The organism is Prevotella sp. 885, from assembly GCF_002265625.1.
GTDB lineage: Bacteria > Bacteroidota > Bacteroidia > Bacteroidales > Bacteroidaceae > Prevotella.
In genome coordinates this window covers 45485-63213 of the sequence record NZ_NOVE01000012.1, presented here as the reverse complement: position 1 = coordinate 63213, position 17729 = coordinate 45485, and the positions used below count along the sequence as shown (strand labels likewise).

The following is a 17729-nucleotide window of genomic DNA, read 5'->3' as shown; positions in this document are numbered from 1 at the left end:
AATGTTAAAGGCTCATCTTGTTGATGGCGGGGTTGGCGTACATCTCGAGGATGCGTTCGCGGAGGAACGGCATGTCGGGATTGGGGATGCTTATCTTTGCCAGCTGTGCAGACAGATAAGCCTCAAACTGTGCCTTGTCGGCATCAGTGTAGTTGGCTTTCTGTTCGTCATTGCCACGGAGGAGGTCAAGAGCCACGTAGTTAGACGGATAGAGCGTGTAGCCGCTCCATATCTGCTCGTCGAGGTGACGTGCCACAGCAGCGAAGAAGTCGGTCTTGGGCATGTCGTCAGCCAGCGTCTCCAGCCATTCGTCTATGCACGGAGCACAGCAGTAGGCGATGTGTCCCTTATAGCCCATGATGCCGGTCTGCATGCTTATCACGTCGTCCATCGGTCCCTTCTTCCATCCCTCCACGTCACGACGCTGCTGCATCTCGGCAGCCTTGAGGAAGTCGCAGGGGTCATACTCGTAGCTGATTGCCAACGGTACGATATGGAGCGAGAGCAGGCGCTGCTTCACCGACCCTTCACCTCCCATCGCCATCATCTTGAGGATGGCTTCCTGTGTGCGGTCGTCGGAGTTCTTGGCGCGTCCCTCACGCTGTGCTATCCAGATGTTGTCGTTCTTCTCGCTGATTACGAAGTGCATGTAGTCTGCCATGCGCTTTGACGATACGAGCATCTGCCTCATTGAGAGGCTGCGCTCCACGATGAACGACTTGTTGATGCGCACGAGGTCCTTCACCCACGGCAGCTTCAGTAGGTTGTCGCCGATGGCTATCTCCGTGGTGGTGTCGCAACCTGCGTCGAAGAGCAAGAAATGCAGCAGGGCTGAGTCGAGCACGATGTCGCGGTGGTTGCTTACGAAGGTATAGCGCTTCTTGAGGTCAATGGCGTCATGACGGAAAGTCATTCCTAAGCTTGCCTTTGCCAAGAGCTTCTTCAGGAAGTCGTAGCAGAACGTCTTCTGGAAGTCGAGGTTGGTTTTGCAGGCATGCATTTTCTGGCTCAGCATCTCCACGGGCACGCCGGGATAGAGATAAGCCATCACCTGCTGTACCTGCGGGTCTTTCAAGAGGCGGTCATACACCTCAGGCAGCTCGTCCGGCTCAAAGGGTCGGATGGCGTCATATTGCTTGCGTTGTTCAGGGGTCATCATATCTGATAAGTTGATAGTTAGGAGTTGAGAATTGAAAGTTCTTGCAAAAGCCGAGCGATGACATATTTTTAGATTACATTATATATAGTAATCATAAAAAGTAATCATAACTATCAACTTTCAATTCTCAATTCTAAAATTAAATGATTATACAAACTGGTTCTCCACTATATCTGAGAGCACCTCCTTGATGTCCAGTCCTGCGGCTCTTACCTGCTGCGGTATGAAGCTGGTGGCTGTCATTCCCGGTGTGGTGTTTATCTCGAGCATGTTGATGACGTCGTTGCCCTCAGTGTCCTTCGAGATGATATAGTCAATGCGGATGATGCCGTTGCAGTGGAGGATGTCGTAGATGCGGCTTGTCTCCTCTGCCACGCGGCGAGCTGTCTCGGGATCAATGCGAGCCGGCGTAATCTCCTGCACCTGTCCGTTATACTTGGCGTCATAGTCGAAGAATTCGTTGCTGGTGACCACCTCTGTAGCGGGGAACACCACCGACTTCTTCTTTGTCTTGTAGCAACCGATAGAGATTTCGGTACCCTCGAGCAGCGACTCAATCATCACCTCGTCGCTCTCCATGAAAGCCACGCGGAGCGCCGGAGCAAGCTGGTCTGCATTCTTCACCTTCGATACGCCGAAGCTCGAACCGTCTGCAGCCGGCTTAACGAAGCAAGGCATGCCAATCTCTTTCTCAATGTATTCTTCGGTGTACTTCGATTCCTCGCCGCGTCTTATGAGCAGGCTCTTGGCCACGTTCACACCCCATCCGCGGAGATAGTGGTTGAGGACATACTTGTCGAAGGTCATTGCCTCCACCAGTACGCCTGATGTGCTGTACGGGATGTGGAGCAGTTCGAAGTAGCCCTGCATCACACCATTCTCGCCGGGGGTGCCGTGAATGGTGATGTACGCATAGTCGAACACGACCAGCTTGCCGTCTATCATGCAAGAGAAGTCGCTACGGTCCACGCTGACCGTATTGCCGTCAGGAAGGTTTACCTTCCAGTCACGTCCCTTCACGTCCACTACATATACGTTGTAACGCTCCTTGTCGAAGAAGGAGTAGATTCCCTGTGCAGAGCGCATGGACACGTCGTGTTCTGATGAGTCACCGCCACATACGATGGCGATGTTGCGTTTAAGTGTTTCCATATTATGATTGTTATTCTATACCTATTTTATATATGTCTGTTACTATCGCTCCTCGAAGGTGTCGCGTGTGGTGCCCTTGATGTATCCTCTCCACTTCTGAATGAGCTGATCCAGATCCTGCGGCAGGTCTGAGGTGAAGTCCATCTGCTGCTTGGTCTTGGGATGGACGAAGCCGAGTGTGCGGGCGTGGAGCGCCTGACGCGGGCAGGTCTTGAAGCAGTTCTGGATGAACGCCTTGTATGTGGCAGAGCGTTCGCCGCGGAGTATCTCCATACCGCCGTAGCGTTCGTCGCCGAAGAGCGGATGTCCGATGTGCTTCATGTGGGCACGTATCTGATGTGTGCGTCCCGTCTCAAGACGACACTCGATGAGCGTCACGTATCCGAAGCGCTCTATGACGCGCCAGTGTGTGACGGCTTCCTTGCCGATGCCTGAGTCGGGCGACATGACGGTCATGCGCAGACGGTCCTTGGGGTCGCGTGCGATGTTGCCTTCGATGCGTCCTTCGTCCTCAACGAGGTTGCCCCACACCAAGGCATTGTAAGATCGGTGTGTGGTCTTGTTGAAGAACTGCACGCCGAGCGATGTCTTCGCCTGCGGCGTCTTAGCAACGACCAGCAGTCCTGACGTGTCCTTGTCAATACGATGCACCAGTCCCACCTCGGGGTCGTTGGGGTCGTAGCTCTTCAGGTCGCGCAGATGCCATGCTATGGCGTTGACCAGCGTACCGGTGAAGTTGCCTGCACCGGGATGAACCACCATGCCAGCCTCCTTGTTCACCACCATTATGTCCTGGTCTTCGTAAACTACGTTGATGGGCAGGTCCTCAGCCACGATGCTTGTGTCATGACGTGGACGGTCCAGCATGAGCGTCACCACGTCGCCGGGGCGCACCTTGTAGTTGCTCTTCACGGGGCGGTCGTTGACATGCACGAAGCCTGAGTCGGCGGCGTTCTGGATGCGGTTGCGCGACGAGTGTGGCAGCTTCTCCGACATAAACTTGTCTACGCGCAGCGGTGCCATGCCCGGGTCAGCCACGAAGCGGAAGTGCTCGTACAGCTGTCCTGTCTCGTCATCGTCCTCAGCAGGGGTAAGCAGGGTTTCGTCCTCAACGGGATTGAGTAGTGTGTCGTCTTCTATTTGCATTTAATTCTGTTGTATATATTTTTCTATCTGTTTACTGCTCCGGTCCGGTCACCTCGTGAAATTCGTCCACGTCGCCCGACTCTTCCTCCTGTTCCATGTCATATTCGGGTTCGGGAGCGTCGGTGTAGTTCACCATTTCGGTGGAGTCGCGCTGTCCGTTGCCCACCTGTATGGTGATATAGTCATTCACGGACACCTTGTCGCCGGCGCTCACATGGCGTCCTTTTACGGTGATGCCGTACACCCACTCGCGCTCGCCGTCTATGTATTGCGGCTGCGTCAGCTTGAATCCCATGGCAGACAGCTTTGCCATCGCCTCACGCAGCGAGCTGTTGTCGATGACGTCGGGAACAGTTAGCGTCGGTGTGGACGTGGCGTTTACGACAAGATAAACGATGTGGCCCGACTTGACGTACTCGCCTGAGGCGGGTGTCTGCTCAAGGATGCAGTCGGGCGGCAGACCGGGCACGTAGCCCGTGTCGCTGACCACCACCTTCAGCTTGGCGTCTTCAAGGAGGTAGCTGGCATCGGAAAACGACTTGCGGCGCACATCTGGTATCATTATCTTCTCGCCGTGGTGCGTATAGATGTCAAGTCCGTATCTCACGCCGAGGCATACTGCCACGACCACAAGCGCCATGGCAATCAGATTGCCAAGGAGATAGCGGCTTGCGAGTTTGCGGAGGAATTCGAATGGCTTCATACTTCGTCTTTTCTTCGTTTTGTAAGTATGCAAAGATACGACTAACCGCGGAATATACAAAATATATGACTAAAAAACCTGAAAACTATTCCGATTTTAATGTACGACATAAAGATATTATTTGTAATTTCGCCGTCAGTTACACTTATCCGCTTACATATTATATAAAGGACAGCATAGTTATGAAAGACATAAGATTATCAAGAAAAAAAATCATCATCTCGGTGCTCTTGCTCGTGGTGGTGGCTTTGGCTGGCGTGGTGGGATGGCAGCTCAAGCCTGCCTCTGCCGACGAGATGAAGCGCTGCATGCTCGTCGTGGAGCGCACGTCATGGCAAGCCATCTGCGCCGACGGACACCCCATACTCTTCTTCGACAGCCTCAGCACGGACAACAAGCCGCACGGCGTGACCGCCTACCGCGACTCGGCGCTGCACCGTCATCACATGGCGGGCTGCTGGATAAACACGCTGCCTCTGCTGCCTTCTTGCAAGGGTCGCGTGGCGTGCGTTGACGTCACGCCGAAGAAGCACGGACGCATAACCGCCGACTCGCTCCTCGTCTTCTGCCAACGCTCCGTGAAGGACCAGCTCCGCACGCTGCAACAACAGCATGACGAGCTGGCTTACTATCTGCGCGTGCATGGCGTGCAGGACAACGGCTATCAGCATATTGCGGGTATGGCTCAGTGGGTGAACAAGGAGTATGACGGCGTGAAGGCGGCGGAACGCATCATCGACAGCCTCATCGCCAAGAAGAACGTCAGGCTGACCATGAAGGACCAGAACCTTTACGTGGCTGTTTATCGGGACCAGGCGGGCAAGCTGACCCGTCAGCCTATGACCGTCGTCAGCAACGGCAACGCCTCCTCGCCCACTGTCCTCCAGACGAAGGACCAGCAGACACCGGACGGCGTATCGGCGATGACACGGATGCCGTGGAACCTCTCGCAGACAAGGGACGTCAGGGCTGTGGGATTCGGCGGACTGGGCGAGAACGGTCTGGCGTGCGACACGGTGTCGCCACAGATTATCCCCGGAAGCATCCGCAAGGGACAGCACAATCTGCCACGCATCCTTGCCAGCGACGGCAGCGCTGTGTTTACGGCGAAGGGATGGCCGCTCGGCCTGGTAAAGGGCAACCGCATAGTCCGCATTGACAGATAGTTGTTAGTATGGAGATATAGAAAAAGACAACAAGCAATCATGAATACCAAACACTCACACATATTCTTTTCACCCCTCATAGCATTGCTCCTCACGCTGCTCCTCGCTGCATGCCGCGACGTGCCTTACGACGGTCAGACGGTCCTGACCCGTGGCGGCATGACTTACCGTGGCGGCATCAGCAACGGCAAGTATGAGGGTTACGGACAGCTGAGCATCGGCGACAGCGTCATTTACGCAGGACAATGGCACATGGGCAAGCGCTCGGGCAAGGGTGTCTGCCACGACTCTTTGGGCCACCGCATCGTCGGAACATGGCGGGCGGACACGCTGGTAAGCGGCACGCGCACCGACTCGACGGGCACTTACTCGGGCACGATGAACCGCGACGCCATAGCTGACGGTTACGGCCTGTTCACGAGTCCGGAGAACAGCGTCTATCTCGGCGACTGGGTGGACGGTAAGCGCACGGGCTTCGGCTTTGCGCTGGCAAGAAACAAGCGCCTCAGAGTGGGCGAATGGCGGGCTGACCGCTATCTCGGAGAGCGTCTGGAATACACCACAGACCGCATCTACGGCATCGACATCTCGCGCTTCCAGCACGACGTGGGACGACGCCACTACCCCATCGACTGGAGCAAGATTCGCATCACGCACCTCGGCACCATATCGAAGAAGCGCGTGAAGGGCACCGTGGACTATCCCATCTCCTTCTGCTACATCAAGTCGACGGAGGGCACCTCCATACGCAACCGCTACTTCTCCGCCGACTATCTGGCTGCACGTGCGAAGGGCATCCCCTGCGGCGCTTACCACTTCTTCTCCACACGCACGCCGGCAGCGGCGCAAGCCCGCTTCTTCATAGCCAACTCGAAGTTTCGCAAGGGCGACCTGCCTCCCGTGCTCGACGTAGAGCCGACGCACGCTCAGATAAAGGCGATGGGTGGACCGGCGGTGATGTTCAAGGCGATAAGGACTTGGCTGCGTATCGTAGGCAAACACACCGGCACACGCCCCGTCCTCTACATTTCGCAAAGCTTCGTCAACAGATATCTCTCCACCGCTCCCGACCTGAAGCACGACTACAACGTATGGATAGCCCGCTACGGCGAATACAAGCCCGACATCAACCTCGTAATCTGGCAGCTATGTCCCGACGGAAGGGTTAAGGGTATCCACCCCGAAGTGGATATCAACGTCTTCAACGGTTACCGCCAGGAGTTTGAGGACTTCCTCAGAAAGGAGACAATCGGACAGAATCGCTCCGCGAATTAGGAGTTTTGAATTTTGAGTTTTGAATTGTTCTCGGCTTCGCCTGCGATTGTGAATTATTCAGTTTAGAATTACGGCAGACAATGCAAACTTAGGAACCACAAGCAGCATGGTTCCGCGAAGTGGGACCTACTATCAGAAACCCACTGCAAGCTGCGAAGCAGCGCAGCTGTGGGTACGAACGACAACCCCTCCCCACAACAGTTCCGCGAAGCGGGACTGACATATCCACGATGGTATTGAGGACAGTACATAGGTCCCGCTTCGCGGAACCAAGAGAGAGTGTGAGCGTCTTTGCTTACCCACAGCGGCGCTCCTTCGGAGCTTGCAGTGGGTTTCTGATAGATACGTGTCCCATCGGGACACGGCGCTGCTCATACTGTCATACAGTAACGGAGGTCGCCAGTGGTAAAAAGTTACGTATTACAGTCAGCCTCCGCAGCAACACTAAGGAGCCACAAGCAGCAGAACAAACATAGGAGGCTATGGCGTCTCGCCGTAGCCACGCACCCACGAACGATCAAGCATTAGCTGCGAGTGGCCACGGACAAGCTGACAAAGCAATCTGCGGAGTGCGCTTGCTATGGGAGACTGCGGGGCTACGGCGAGACGCCATAGCCCCGCAGGTTTGTCTTGTCAGCTGTATTTTTTCAGAACAGACTCTTGATTGTTTCTAACTGGCGGCTAAACTGACCATCATCACAAGAAAGTATTGTGAACAGTATCACTAAACCTATTGCTCCTAAAAGCAGATTTATCTTTATGCGGTCTGTATTTCCAGATATTAATGCACGAATAATGCGATATAAGTACATCACTATCATAATCATTATGGCAAGCAACAACACCCAATTGCCATAGTAGACAATTTCTCTGATTATTTCCCTCATAATATGATAATTAAGCTAATAATTTAACACGTTTTTACTGACTGATGGCGTAGCCAATTAATAACTACTAATTAAAAAATAATAACTGGCGATGGCAGGGCTATGGCTGCGAAACATATTTGCGTCCATTCTGGATGTAAACACCATTCCGCTTTCCAGACACCATCCTACCCGACAAGTCATACACCTTGCCATTCTGTTCGGCATCCATCAGAACGCCATCTATAGCAGCTGTCTTAGAAGTGAAGCAATTTTCGTCGAAAACAAGTTTGCCGTTCTCGTAGCAAGCTACGATATGCGCCTCATGCACATATGACATAACCTGCTGTGGAATAAGACCGCCATCAGTATTGCTACCTATTCCTTCAACCCAATAGACATCTTCCTCTCTATTTGGAATAGACAATCTCAGGCGACGGCGATACTGCCCATAACAATATATGGTATCCTCCTCAGCCACTACAGCACCAACCTCCGTGGCAATATCACCTTTGCGAAGACTGAAATCCAACAACAGCACGCTGTTTTTTTCCGGCAGGTCGTATCTGTAGATTTTAGAGTCACACTCATAAGCAAGCCAACAATTTTGCCTGCTTATAACGTCAGGTACAGAGTCAGTATACTCTTTACATATCAACTTATATGTCTGATTCCCCACGATAGTGTCCTTCACCACTTTGATGGTTAAAGGAAACTTACCGTCACGCAGTGAATATTTAACATCTTCCATACAATGCCATTCCTTGCCATCCGTAAGCATCGGAAGATAGTCTTGTGCTTCTGCAACTCTTGCAAATAACACAAATAAGGTTAAAAGAATGATTCTCATAATGGTTAATACTTTAACGTGAATATTAAGCTTTTGCAAATATAAATAAAAAAAAGATGCGAAGCACCCCCCCCGTTAAATATTATAAAAAAAACGAATAAATAATGGCATTTTTGTTAGTAAAACACGTTTTTATGTCTATATTTGCAATAAAACGAAGACCAATTAGTTAACATCTATCAACAGCCAAATTCTAAAGATTATGAAAAAGGAATTAAAATTTAGGACTTTAGGAGTAATAGCTTTACTCGTAGGATTGTTGGCATTTGCGCCAACACTAATGAATGCCCAGACCTTCTTTAAGGAGGGCACGTCATGGAAGACGGAGCTATGGAACATGGAACCTAACCCCAAGATTCACATTCAGATTGTTTCGTTGGACGGTACGGAGACCATCGACGGTTATGCTTCCATGAAAATGTATAGTGAATATGAGAATGATGCTACGTCACGAAAACTGGTGGCTTACATCCGTACAGATGGAGACAAGGTGTTCTTCATGAATCCGGAAACAAAGTCGAAGGCATGGTACTTGATGTATGATTTCGGTCTTAAAGTGGGTGAAGGTTGCTACGTCTACAGCTGCGAATCTATGAATGCAGAGGAAGAACCACGCAGAAGTTACGTTATGTACACGGGCACTAATACCACAGAAAGCGGACTGACGGCAATGGAATTAAAAGAGTATTATGATGAGACGTGCGATGAGTACAGTGGTTCTGGAAAATGGCTGAAGGGTCTTGCTTCCACAAGGGGAGTGCTGTTAAACAGCTCATTCAGTATTGACGGCATAGGAAGCAGCTTGCTTGAGTGTTCTAACAACAACACCTTGCTGTATTCGAGAAACTCTACACAAGTGACAGACATCGAGGGTGCGGAACTAAAGGTGACAGTCAACGGTCTGTCAGTGGAGGTCAGTGGCATCAAGTCGCCATGCAGCCTTACGGTGTATTCGCCAGACGGAGCTTTGCTGCAAAGCAAAATGGCAGAGGCGGGAAATACAAAGATTACATTACCCAAAAAGGGCATCTATCTGCTGAAGGTCGGTGACAAGGAGAGAAAGATTGCCTTGACGGCTGAGTAAACGCAGCTCCTAATCGGGTTTAAACAAAAGGCTTTACGTTAGGTCTTACGAGAATCATTTCTCGACAACCTAACGTAAAGCCTTTTATTTGTGCATGGCATGCGCCCACGAACCACAAGCAGCAAGGTTCCGCAAAGCGGGACCTACCATCAGAAACCCACTGCAAGCTGCGAAGCAGCGCAGCTGTGGGTACGGACAACACACCCCACCACAAACAGTTCCGCGAAGCGGGACTGACATATCCACGATGATATTAAGGACAGTACATAGGTCCCGCTTCGCGGAACCAAAAGAGTGTGTGAGCGTCTTACCCACAGCGGCGCTCCTTCGGAGCTTGCAGTGGGTTTCAGATAGATACGTGTCCCATCGGGACACGGCGCCGCTCATACTGTCATACAGTAACGGAGTATTGTCGTTTTAATCATCTGTCTTGCCATGCAAATATCGTACAAAGAGTAAAAAGCTGTTACAAAATAAAAATTGATTCTAGAGAATCGAAAAGCTGTTTTTATGGTGTTTTGCTGTGCAAACAGCACCCACGCCATACGATAGAGCCACTTTTACACTGCGAAAGTGCACTATTAGACAGTAAAAGTGGCACTATTGCATGATAATAGTGGCACTATTGGAGTGTAAAAGTGGCTCTATTGCAACCTAATGATGCTTGTTTGGTATCGTCATTCATTGCACATTTCTTTTCTTGTCCGCATAAGCAGCTGTGTGTCAGTAAACTATCTCTGCACGCTCAAAACTCAAGAATTTCGCACCAAAGATTTTGTTGTGCGCCGGGCTCATAGTATTGAGCATCAGAAATGCAAATATTGTGTCGGACGGATTTGTGTATTTAACAGGAAATAAATATCTTTGTTGTTCAAACTAAGATATAACATAAAACAATATGCCAAGAGAAATGAAATACGAGACGGCAATGCGACAACTGGAGACCATTGCTGAGAAAATGGAGAACGGAGAACTTGACATCGATTCGCTCTGCGAACAACTCAAGACTGCTCAGAAACTCATAAAAATGTGTAAGGATAAACTCACAAGCACGGAGGAAAACATAAAGAAAGTGCTTGAGGAGAATTAGGATGTTTTAAGTTTTGAATTGGTAGAATCCATCCTACCAATTCAAAACTCAAAATTCCTAATTCAAAATTCGGACGGTATGCCCGTCTGCTATTCTTTCGTTACTTTCACGATCTTTGTCGGTGCCTGCTCCTTGTTGCGGCGGTTGACAACTGTCACCACTGCCTGGGCAAGATTGATGAAGGCAAGACCTGTTATTGAGCTGCTGTCTGTGGCAGCTGGCGTACCGTTGTCGCCGTTCTCACAGATGCTCTGCACGAGAGGAATCTGGGCAAGCAAGGGAACGTTCATTTCCTTTGCGAGGTTCTTACATCCCTCACGACCGAAGATATAATACTTGTTCTCCGGCAGTTCGGCAGGCGTAAACCATGCCATGTTCTCCACAAGACCGAGGATGGGCACGCCCACCTTGTCGTTCTGATACATGTCGATGCCCTTGCGAGCGTCGGCGAGTGCCACGTTCTGCGGGGTGGACACGATCACGGCTCCTGTTATGGCAAGAGTCTGGAGAAGGGTGAGGTGGATGTCGCTGGTGCCCGGAGGAGTGTCGAGGATGAAGTAGTCGAGGTCGCCCCAGTCAGCATCGGCGATGAGCTGCTTCAGAGCGTTTGACGCCATGCCGCCACGCCAGAGTGTGGCTGTGTCGGGATTGACGAAGAATCCGATGGAGAGCAGCTTGATGCCGTACTTCTCAATCGGCTCGATGAGGTCGCGACCGTCTTTCTTTACAGCGTAAGGACGAGCGTCCTCTACGTGGAACATCTTAGGAACTGAAGGTCCGAAGACATCACAGTCGAGCAGACCAACCTTATAGCCTAAGCGTGCCAGAGCGATGGCGAGGTTGGCTGCCACGGTGCTCTTGCCCACGCCGCCCTTACCTGAGCTGACAGCTATGACGTTCTTCACGTCAGGAAGCAGCTTGCCCACTTCGGGACGCGGCTTTGAGAGAAATTCGGTGGTGATGGTCACATCCACGTCTTTCGATACGTGGTAGTGGATGGCTGCCTCTGCCGCCTTGACGGTGGACTTGAGGAAGGGGTCGGTTTCACGGGGGAAGATAAGGGAGAACGACACCTTCATGCCGTCAATGCGCAGGTTGTCTGCCACCATTTCGGCTTCCACAAGATTCTTCTTGTTGCCGGGATAGGTGACGGTTGCGAGCGCGTCCATTATCAGTTTCGGATATAATGTCATTATGTAAAGTTTTGATTTTTGAATTTTGAGTTGTTCTAATTCCTAACTCATAACTCCTAATTCCTAATTTATTTCGCTGTTTCCTTTGAGCTGCGCTTGTCGCGGTGATAGCTGCGATATTCGTCGAGCGGTATCTCTACGTCTGGTTCGGTCAGCTCGCCTTCCTGTGGCAGGCTGAACTTCATGTACTTGATGTTCAGTCCGCGTTCTATCCACATCGACTCGTAGTAGGTCTGGATGTTCAGAATCTCCTTTGTCTGCGGATCGAGGCCGTCGGTATGATATAGGTCCTCGGTGCGGAAGAGCAGCGGCAGGTTGTTGTGCTGCTGCATATAAGTGGTGTAAGTGAAGAGGAAGTTCGAGTCGGTCTTCAGGTGTACGGTTCCTCCGTCGGTGAGGAAGTGGCGATAACGCTCGAGGAAGTATGTGGATGTGAGGCGCTTGCGCGGGTTCTTCATCTGCGGGTCGCTGAATGTGAGCCATATCTCCTGCACCTCGTCTTTGCTGAAGAAGCGGTCGATTATCTCTATGTTGGTGCGTAGGAACGCCACATTTTTCAGTCCTTCGTCCAATGCCTGTGTGGCACCTGTCCACATGCGTGCTCCCTTGATGTCCACTCCGATGAAGTTGATGTCGGGGAACATCTTGGCAAGCCCTACGGTGTATTCACCCTTGCCGCAGCCCAGCTCCAGCACTATAGGGTTCTGGTTCTTGAAATACGTCTCGCGCCAATGGCCTTTCATGTCGAACGGCACGTTGTCGGCTACAGAGAACGGATACTGAAATACGTTCTCATATCTTTCCATGTCGGCGAACTTCGCCAGTTTTCCTTTGCCCATTTCTTGTCTTATGTATATATTGCAGTATGCAAAGTTAGGCATTTATATTAATATATCAATGTGTTTTGCCGAAAAACGTCCCTTTCACAGGCTTGGCTGCCCCTACTTGTCAAGTATCTCGCGCAGCGGAATCATCACGAAGTCGCGTTCGTGCATGTGGGGGTGGGGGAGGGTGAGCGACGGCGTATTGATGTGTAGGTCGTCGTACGTGAGTATGTCGATGTCTATGGGGCGGTCATGGTATTGTCCGTTCACCGACTTGGTGGTGCGGCCGAGCTGCTGCTCTATGTCCTTGGTGGTGGCGAGGAGCTGTTCTGGCGACAGGGTGGTGATGATGCGGACGCACATGTTGAGGAATTTGTTGGCCGACTTGAAGCCCCACGGTTCGGTCTCAATGGCTGACGACACGCGGTCTACGCTGCCTGCCTGCTTGCCGAGGAGGAGGATGGCTTGCTGCATGGTGGCATGGCGGTTGCCAAGGTTGGAGCCGAGCGAGAGGTATGCGATGTGGCTGTTGGGTTCTTGCATTTTCGCTTTTTTTGATATTAAAAAAGAGGCAGCGGAGACTTTGCATTGCCTCACGGCGTGCGTGTCTCTACTGCCTCTATAATGTTATGTTTATACAGCTTTTGCCTTATTTTAGCGGTGTGGTTTTGTTATTCGATTACCACAGTTGTCCAGCCGTGCTTGTCCTCCTCTGTGCCGTACTGTATGCCACGCAGGTGGTTGTAGAGCTTGGTAGAGACAGGACCGGGCTTGCCGTCCTTGCTGAATGTGAAGCGCTGGCCTGTGTCGAGGTCGTCGATGTATGAGATCGGGCTGATAACGGCTGCTGTTCCGCAAGCACCTGCCTCTTCGAATGTGGCAAGTTCCTCTTCCGGAATCTGACGGCGCTCCACTGTCATGCCAAAGTCCTCAGCGAGCTGCATAAGGCTCTTGTTTGTGATTGAGGGGAGGATGGATGTCGATTTCGGTGTGACGTATGTGTTGTTCTTGATGCCGAAGAAGTTGGCTGCACCACACTCGTCCATGTATTTCTTTTCCTTTGCGTCGAGATAGAACTCGCAAGCGTAGCCCTTCTCGTGTGCAAGGTGGTTGGCTCTCAGAGATGCTGCATAGTTGCCGCCTACCTTATAGATACCGGTTCCGAGAGGAGCCGAACGGTCGAAGTCGCGAATGATGACGTACGGGTTGGTAGAGAATCCGCCCTTGAAGTAAGGACCTACCGGTGTGGCGAAGATAAGGAACATGTATTCTTCTGCCGGATGAACGCCTACCTGTGCTGATGTGCCGATGAGGAGAGGACGGAGATAAAGTGTGGCGCCGCTCTCGTATGTCGGGATGTACTCCTGATTGAGACGAACCACTTTCTTTGCCATTTCCACGAAGAGTTCTGTGGGAAGCTCAGGCATCATGATGCCACGGCATGTAGACTGAAGGCGGGCTGCATTCTCTTCTACACGGAACAGACGTACCTTGCCGTCAGGACAACGATAAGCCTTCAGACCTTCGAAAGCTTCCTGACCGTAATGGAGGCAGGTGGCTGCCATGTGGATTTTCAAATACTCGTCGGAGCATACTTCAATTTCGCCCCACTTGCCGTTGCGATAGCAACAGCGCACGTTGTAGTCTGTCGGCATGTAGCCGAATGACAACTCTGACCATGCAATATCTTTCATGACATTCTTGTGTATATTGTTAAACTATAGTGTCTTGTTGATGGTTATGTTTAGATTTGTTTATTCCTATCTGTTGGCAAAAGTAATAATAAAAGGGTGAGTGTGCAACTTTTATCATAATTCTTTTCTCATACGATAGTGCTTTTGCTGTTTTTAACGTATTTGCCTCGATGTTTTCACTTTATATAGAATTCGGAGGTGAGTTTGTCATACCATTCCGAACGACTGCCGTCGGTGTTTTGCAGACATTGTTCGGAGCGTTCCATGCTGACGGTGGCTTGTCGGCTGAAAGCCACAAGGTAACGCTTTGGCTGCTTGCGCGGTGTGGTGCGGACGGCTGTCTGACGTGTGGAACGAAGACCTGACAGATAGGCTTCGGCTATGAAAGGAGATAGGCAGTCGCTCGGAATGACAGCACTGAACTCTCCTTCGTCTGCCAGCAGTCGGGCAACGGCTTGGAACAGCTCGCGATATGAGAGCGAGTCGGTGTGGCGGGCTGTGGCTCTGGACGGGTCGGGATTTTTCAGGCTCGACTCGAAGAACGGGGGGTTGGAGACGATGGTATGGAAGGTCATTGCCGGGCGATAGTCCTGAATGGAACTCTGCACCACGCTGATGCGGTCGGCGAACGGCGATGACGCCACGTTTTCTGTGGCTTGCACGGCGGCGTCAGGGTCAATCTCAATGGCTGTTACCTTGGATGAGGGAGATCGTTGAGCCGTCATAAGGGCGATTAGCCCCGTGCCGGTGCCGATATCGAGGATGTCGCCTTTGACGTTTGCCCATGCCCCAAGGAGCACGCCGTCCGTGCCCACCTTCATGGCGCAACGGTCCTGATGGACGGCAAACTGGCGGAATGTGAAACTCTGGGATGCCATCGCTTATAGGTTTAGTTTGCGCTGTATCAGCTTGCTCCAAGCCTGGAAGCGTCTGCCCTGACGGTTGATGTCGTCGCGTATTTCGTTCATCTGATTGAAGAGTTCGGCTGCTGCGCTCTGGATGGCGTTGGGCTTACGGGCGTTGCGGTCGGCAAAGGGATTGACTATTATCTTTATTCCCTTCGGACGTATCTCCACGTCGATTTCCTCACCGGTCATTACAGGGTCGCCGTCGTAATGAATGACGCCCGGTTGGCTGCGGTGAATGTGCAGCTTCTGACACTTGAATGTCTTTATTCGGGAGTTCTTGTCCAGCGTCTTGTTGAACATGTCGATGCTTATCTGCGGAGCTTCGATGAGGTCGATGGGTTCCATGATTATTACGTCCATGAGTCCGTCGCTCATTGATGCCTGCGGTGCGATGTAGGCATTGTTGCCGTACTGGGACGCATTGGCGCACGAGATGAGGAATGCCTTGTATTGGTTGGTGCCGTTCTCGTCCTGGATGACGTATGTCTCTGGCTTATACTTCAGACCCTCGCGCAGCACGTTCTCCACGTAGGTGATGGGCCCGCGCTTTCCTGCTTCCGCAAACTTCATGCTCACAAAGGCGTCGAAGCCCATGCCGCAGGTGCAGAAGAACGGATAGCCGTTGATGATGCCGTAGTCGAGGTCGTGTATCTCGCAAGTATTGATAATGTCAATAGACTTGCGCACGTTTATAGGTAGGAGAAGGTGACGTGCAAGGCCGTTGCCAGAGCCGCAAGGGATGATGCCGAGGGCGGTGTTGGAATGTACGATGGCACGTGCCACCTCATTTACGGTGCCGTCTCCGCCTACAGCCACAACGACGTCCACACCATCGTTCTTTGCCTTTGTGGCTATCTCTGAGGCGTGGCCGGCATATTGCGTCACGGCTATTTCATAGTCAAACTTCTCATGGTCGATGTGCTCGGCGATGAGAGCTGGTATGCCCGACTTGTCAGACGTGCCGGAAATAAGGTTGATTATGAAAATGGCTTTCTTCTTCATGTGCTTGCTCTTATATATTATATATAATGTATAGTCTGTGTAAAGTGTATTTAAGACTTATATTTTCATTGCAAAGATAGCTATTTTTATAATGTAGGCCCTATTTTTGCACACTAATTTTGCCTTAAACATAGATTTCTAAGAAAATGAAACGCTATTTTACTTCTTTTTTGTAACTTTGCACATTGAAATTACAAATTTTGGGTAGTATACCTACATTTATTTAAAAATGGGACAATTACAGGAAAGATACAAAAGCTATCGCATTCCGCAGAAGTATATGGCGGAAGGCGTGTATCCTTATTTTCGTGAGATAACGAGTAAGCAGGGCACAGAAGTAGAAATGGCAGGGCATAAGGTGCTTATGTTTGGTTCGAATGCCTATACCGGTCTCACGGGAGACCAGCGCATTATCGACGCAGCTAAGAAAGCGCTCGATAAGTATGGCTCAGGATGTGCGGGAAGCCGCTTCCTGAACGGAACCCTCGACTTGCATGTTCAGCTGGAGAAAGAATTGGCTGAATATATTGGCAAAGACGAAACACTCTGTTTCTCTACTGGTTTCTTCGTCAACTCAGGCGTGCTTGCCGTTGTAGTGGGACGTGGTGACTATATTATCTGTGACGACCGCGACCATGCCAGCATCGTAGACGGACGCCGACTCTCTTTTGCTCGTCAGCTTCACTATAAGCACAACGACATGGAGGATTTGGAGAACATCCTCAAGGGTCTGCCACACGAGGCTGTGAAGCTCATCGTTGTGGACGGCGTGTTCTCTATGGAGGGCGACCTCGCTAATCTTCCCAAGATCGTAGAGCTGAAGCATAAGTATAACTGCTCCATCATGGTGGACGAGGCTCACGGTCTCGGCGTATTCGGTAAAGAAGGACGCGGTGTTTGCGACCATTTCGGACTCACTGACGAGGTGGATCTTATCATGGGTACATTCTCTAAGTCGATGGCAAGTATCGGTGGCTTCATCGCTGGCGACAAGGATACCATCAACTATCTCCGTCATACAGTACGTACTTACATCTTCAGTGCCTCTAACACTCCTGCCGCTACAGCTGCAGCTCTTGAGGCTCTGCATATCATTAAGAAGGAACCGGAGCGCATCGAGAAGTTGTGGAAGGTTACCAACTATGCTCTCAAGCGTTTCCGCGAGGAAGGCTTCGAGATTGGTGAGACTGAAAGCCCCATCATCCCTCTCTATGTGCATGACGTGGACAAGACATTCCAGGTTACGAAGCTCGCTTTCGACAACGGCGTGTTCATCAACCCCGTTATCCCGCCAGCTTGCGCACCGCAGGATACGCTCGTACGCTTCGCACTTATGGCTACTCATACAGAGGAGCAGGTAGAGAGAGGCGTGCAGATTCTGAAGAAGGTGTTCCAGGATCTTGGAATAATTAAATAAATAAAAATATTTGAACGTTTACTTGCACGTGTCAGAAGTTATTACTACCTTTGCACTCGCAAATGAGAAATGAGCCTTTTTTCAAAGGTTCTGACATATGCAAGTTAACGTCAAACGGGGTGTAGCGCAGTCCGGTAGCGCGCCTGGTTTGGGACCAGGTGGTCGCAGGTTCGAATCCTGTCGCCCCGACAGAGTGGAGA

16 protein-coding genes and 1 tRNA gene are annotated in these 17729 nt (G+C 51.1%); 6 read left to right on the top strand and 11 right to left on the bottom strand.

What is annotated here, in order from left to right; genetic code table 11:
- Positions 1 to 4: 4 nt before the first annotated feature.
- The 4 genes from CHL74_RS05795 to CHL74_RS05780 form a co-directional block, all read right to left on the bottom strand.
- On the bottom strand, positions 5 to 1156 hold the full coding sequence (locus CHL74_RS05795) for a 1-acyl-sn-glycerol-3-phosphate acyltransferase (RefSeq protein ID WP_441339039.1): 1152 nt from the start codon (positions 1154 to 1156) through the stop codon (positions 5 to 7).
- 150 nt (positions 1157 to 1306) lie between these two features.
- The gene (locus tag CHL74_RS05790; RefSeq protein ID WP_094880222.1) at positions 1307 to 2311 is read right to left on the bottom strand and encodes a D-alanine--D-alanine ligase; all 1005 of its coding nucleotides are present in this window, start codon (positions 2309 to 2311) and stop codon (positions 1307 to 1309) included.
- Positions 2312 to 2353: 42 nt separating this feature from the next.
- Positions 2354 to 3457, bottom strand: a complete 1104-nt coding sequence (locus CHL74_RS05785) for an RluA family pseudouridine synthase (protein WP_176452179.1) — start codon at positions 3455 to 3457, stop codon at positions 2354 to 2356.
- A 31-nt stretch (positions 3458 to 3488) separates the two neighbouring features.
- Positions 3489 to 4160: a PASTA domain-containing protein gene (locus CHL74_RS05780; protein ID WP_094880221.1), complete on the bottom strand. Its 672-nt coding sequence runs from the start codon at positions 4158 to 4160 to the stop codon at positions 3489 to 3491.
- A gap of 182 nt (positions 4161 to 4342) precedes the next feature.
- On the opposite strand from CHL74_RS05780, the gene CHL74_RS05775 reads away from it, so the two are divergent.
- A complete protein-coding gene (locus CHL74_RS05775; RefSeq protein WP_094880220.1) occupies positions 4343 to 5326 on the top strand; it encodes a hypothetical protein in 984 nt (327 codons plus the stop codon).
- A 39-nt stretch (positions 5327 to 5365) separates the two neighbouring features.
- Complete coding sequence (locus CHL74_RS05770; RefSeq protein WP_094880219.1) at positions 5366 to 6601, top strand: GH25 family lysozyme; 1236 nt, start codon at positions 5366 to 5368, stop codon at positions 6599 to 6601.
- Positions 6602 to 7588: 987 nt separating this feature from the next.
- On the opposite strand, the gene CHL74_RS05760 is transcribed toward CHL74_RS05770, so the two are convergent.
- Positions 7589 to 8317 (bottom strand): hypothetical protein, encoded by a 729-nt coding sequence (locus CHL74_RS05760; protein ID WP_141241247.1) that lies wholly within the window; start codon positions 8315 to 8317, stop codon positions 7589 to 7591.
- Between the two features lie 202 nt (positions 8318 to 8519).
- Here CHL74_RS05760 and CHL74_RS05755 point away from each other — a divergent pair, with 202 nt between their 5' ends.
- Positions 8520 to 9401, top strand: a complete 882-nt coding sequence (locus CHL74_RS05755) for a T9SS type A sorting domain-containing protein (protein WP_141241246.1) — start codon at positions 8520 to 8522, stop codon at positions 9399 to 9401.
- An 898-nt stretch (positions 9402 to 10299) separates the two neighbouring features.
- Positions 10300 to 10491, top strand: coding sequence for an exodeoxyribonuclease VII small subunit (gene xseB / locus CHL74_RS05750; RefSeq protein ID WP_094880215.1), 192 nt, complete (start codon positions 10300 to 10302; stop codon positions 10489 to 10491).
- 89 nt (positions 10492 to 10580) lie between these two features.
- On the opposite strand, the gene CHL74_RS05745 is transcribed toward xseB, so the two are convergent.
- The 6 genes from CHL74_RS05745 to CHL74_RS05720 form a co-directional block, all read right to left on the bottom strand.
- Positions 10581 to 11684, bottom strand: a complete 1104-nt coding sequence (locus CHL74_RS05745) for an Mrp/NBP35 family ATP-binding protein (protein ID WP_094880214.1) — start codon at positions 11682 to 11684, stop codon at positions 10581 to 10583.
- A gap of 68 nt (positions 11685 to 11752) precedes the next feature.
- Positions 11753 to 12523, bottom strand: a complete 771-nt coding sequence (trmB, locus tag CHL74_RS05740) for a tRNA (guanosine(46)-N7)-methyltransferase TrmB (RefSeq protein WP_094880213.1) — start codon at positions 12521 to 12523, stop codon at positions 11753 to 11755.
- Positions 12524 to 12625: 102 nt separating this feature from the next.
- A complete protein-coding gene (gene folK / locus CHL74_RS05735) occupies positions 12626 to 13051 on the bottom strand; it encodes a 2-amino-4-hydroxy-6-hydroxymethyldihydropteridine diphosphokinase (RefSeq protein ID WP_094880212.1) in 426 nt (141 codons plus the stop codon).
- Between the two features lie 128 nt (positions 13052 to 13179).
- Positions 13180 to 14202: a branched-chain amino acid aminotransferase gene (locus CHL74_RS05730; protein WP_094880211.1), complete on the bottom strand. Its 1023-nt coding sequence runs from the start codon at positions 14200 to 14202 to the stop codon at positions 13180 to 13182.
- Positions 14203 to 14378: 176 nt separating this feature from the next.
- Complete coding sequence (locus CHL74_RS05725) at positions 14379 to 15080, bottom strand: tRNA1(Val) (adenine(37)-N6)-methyltransferase (RefSeq protein WP_094880210.1); 702 nt, start codon at positions 15078 to 15080, stop codon at positions 14379 to 14381.
- A 3-nt stretch (positions 15081 to 15083) separates the two neighbouring features.
- Positions 15084 to 16112, bottom strand: a complete 1029-nt coding sequence (locus tag CHL74_RS05720) for a diacylglycerol/lipid kinase family protein (RefSeq protein WP_094880209.1) — start codon at positions 16110 to 16112, stop codon at positions 15084 to 15086.
- A 229-nt stretch (positions 16113 to 16341) separates the two neighbouring features.
- On the opposite strand from CHL74_RS05720, the gene spt reads away from it, so the two are divergent.
- Both spt and CHL74_RS05710 read left to right on the top strand, forming a co-directional pair.
- Entirely contained in the window at positions 16342 to 17529 is a 1188-nt protein-coding gene (gene spt / locus CHL74_RS05715) for a serine palmitoyltransferase (RefSeq protein WP_094880208.1), read from the top strand.
- 115 nt (positions 17530 to 17644) lie between these two features.
- Positions 17645 to 17718: transfer RNA gene (locus CHL74_RS05710), tRNA-Pro, on the top strand.
- The last annotated feature ends 11 nt before the right edge of the window (positions 17719 to 17729 follow it).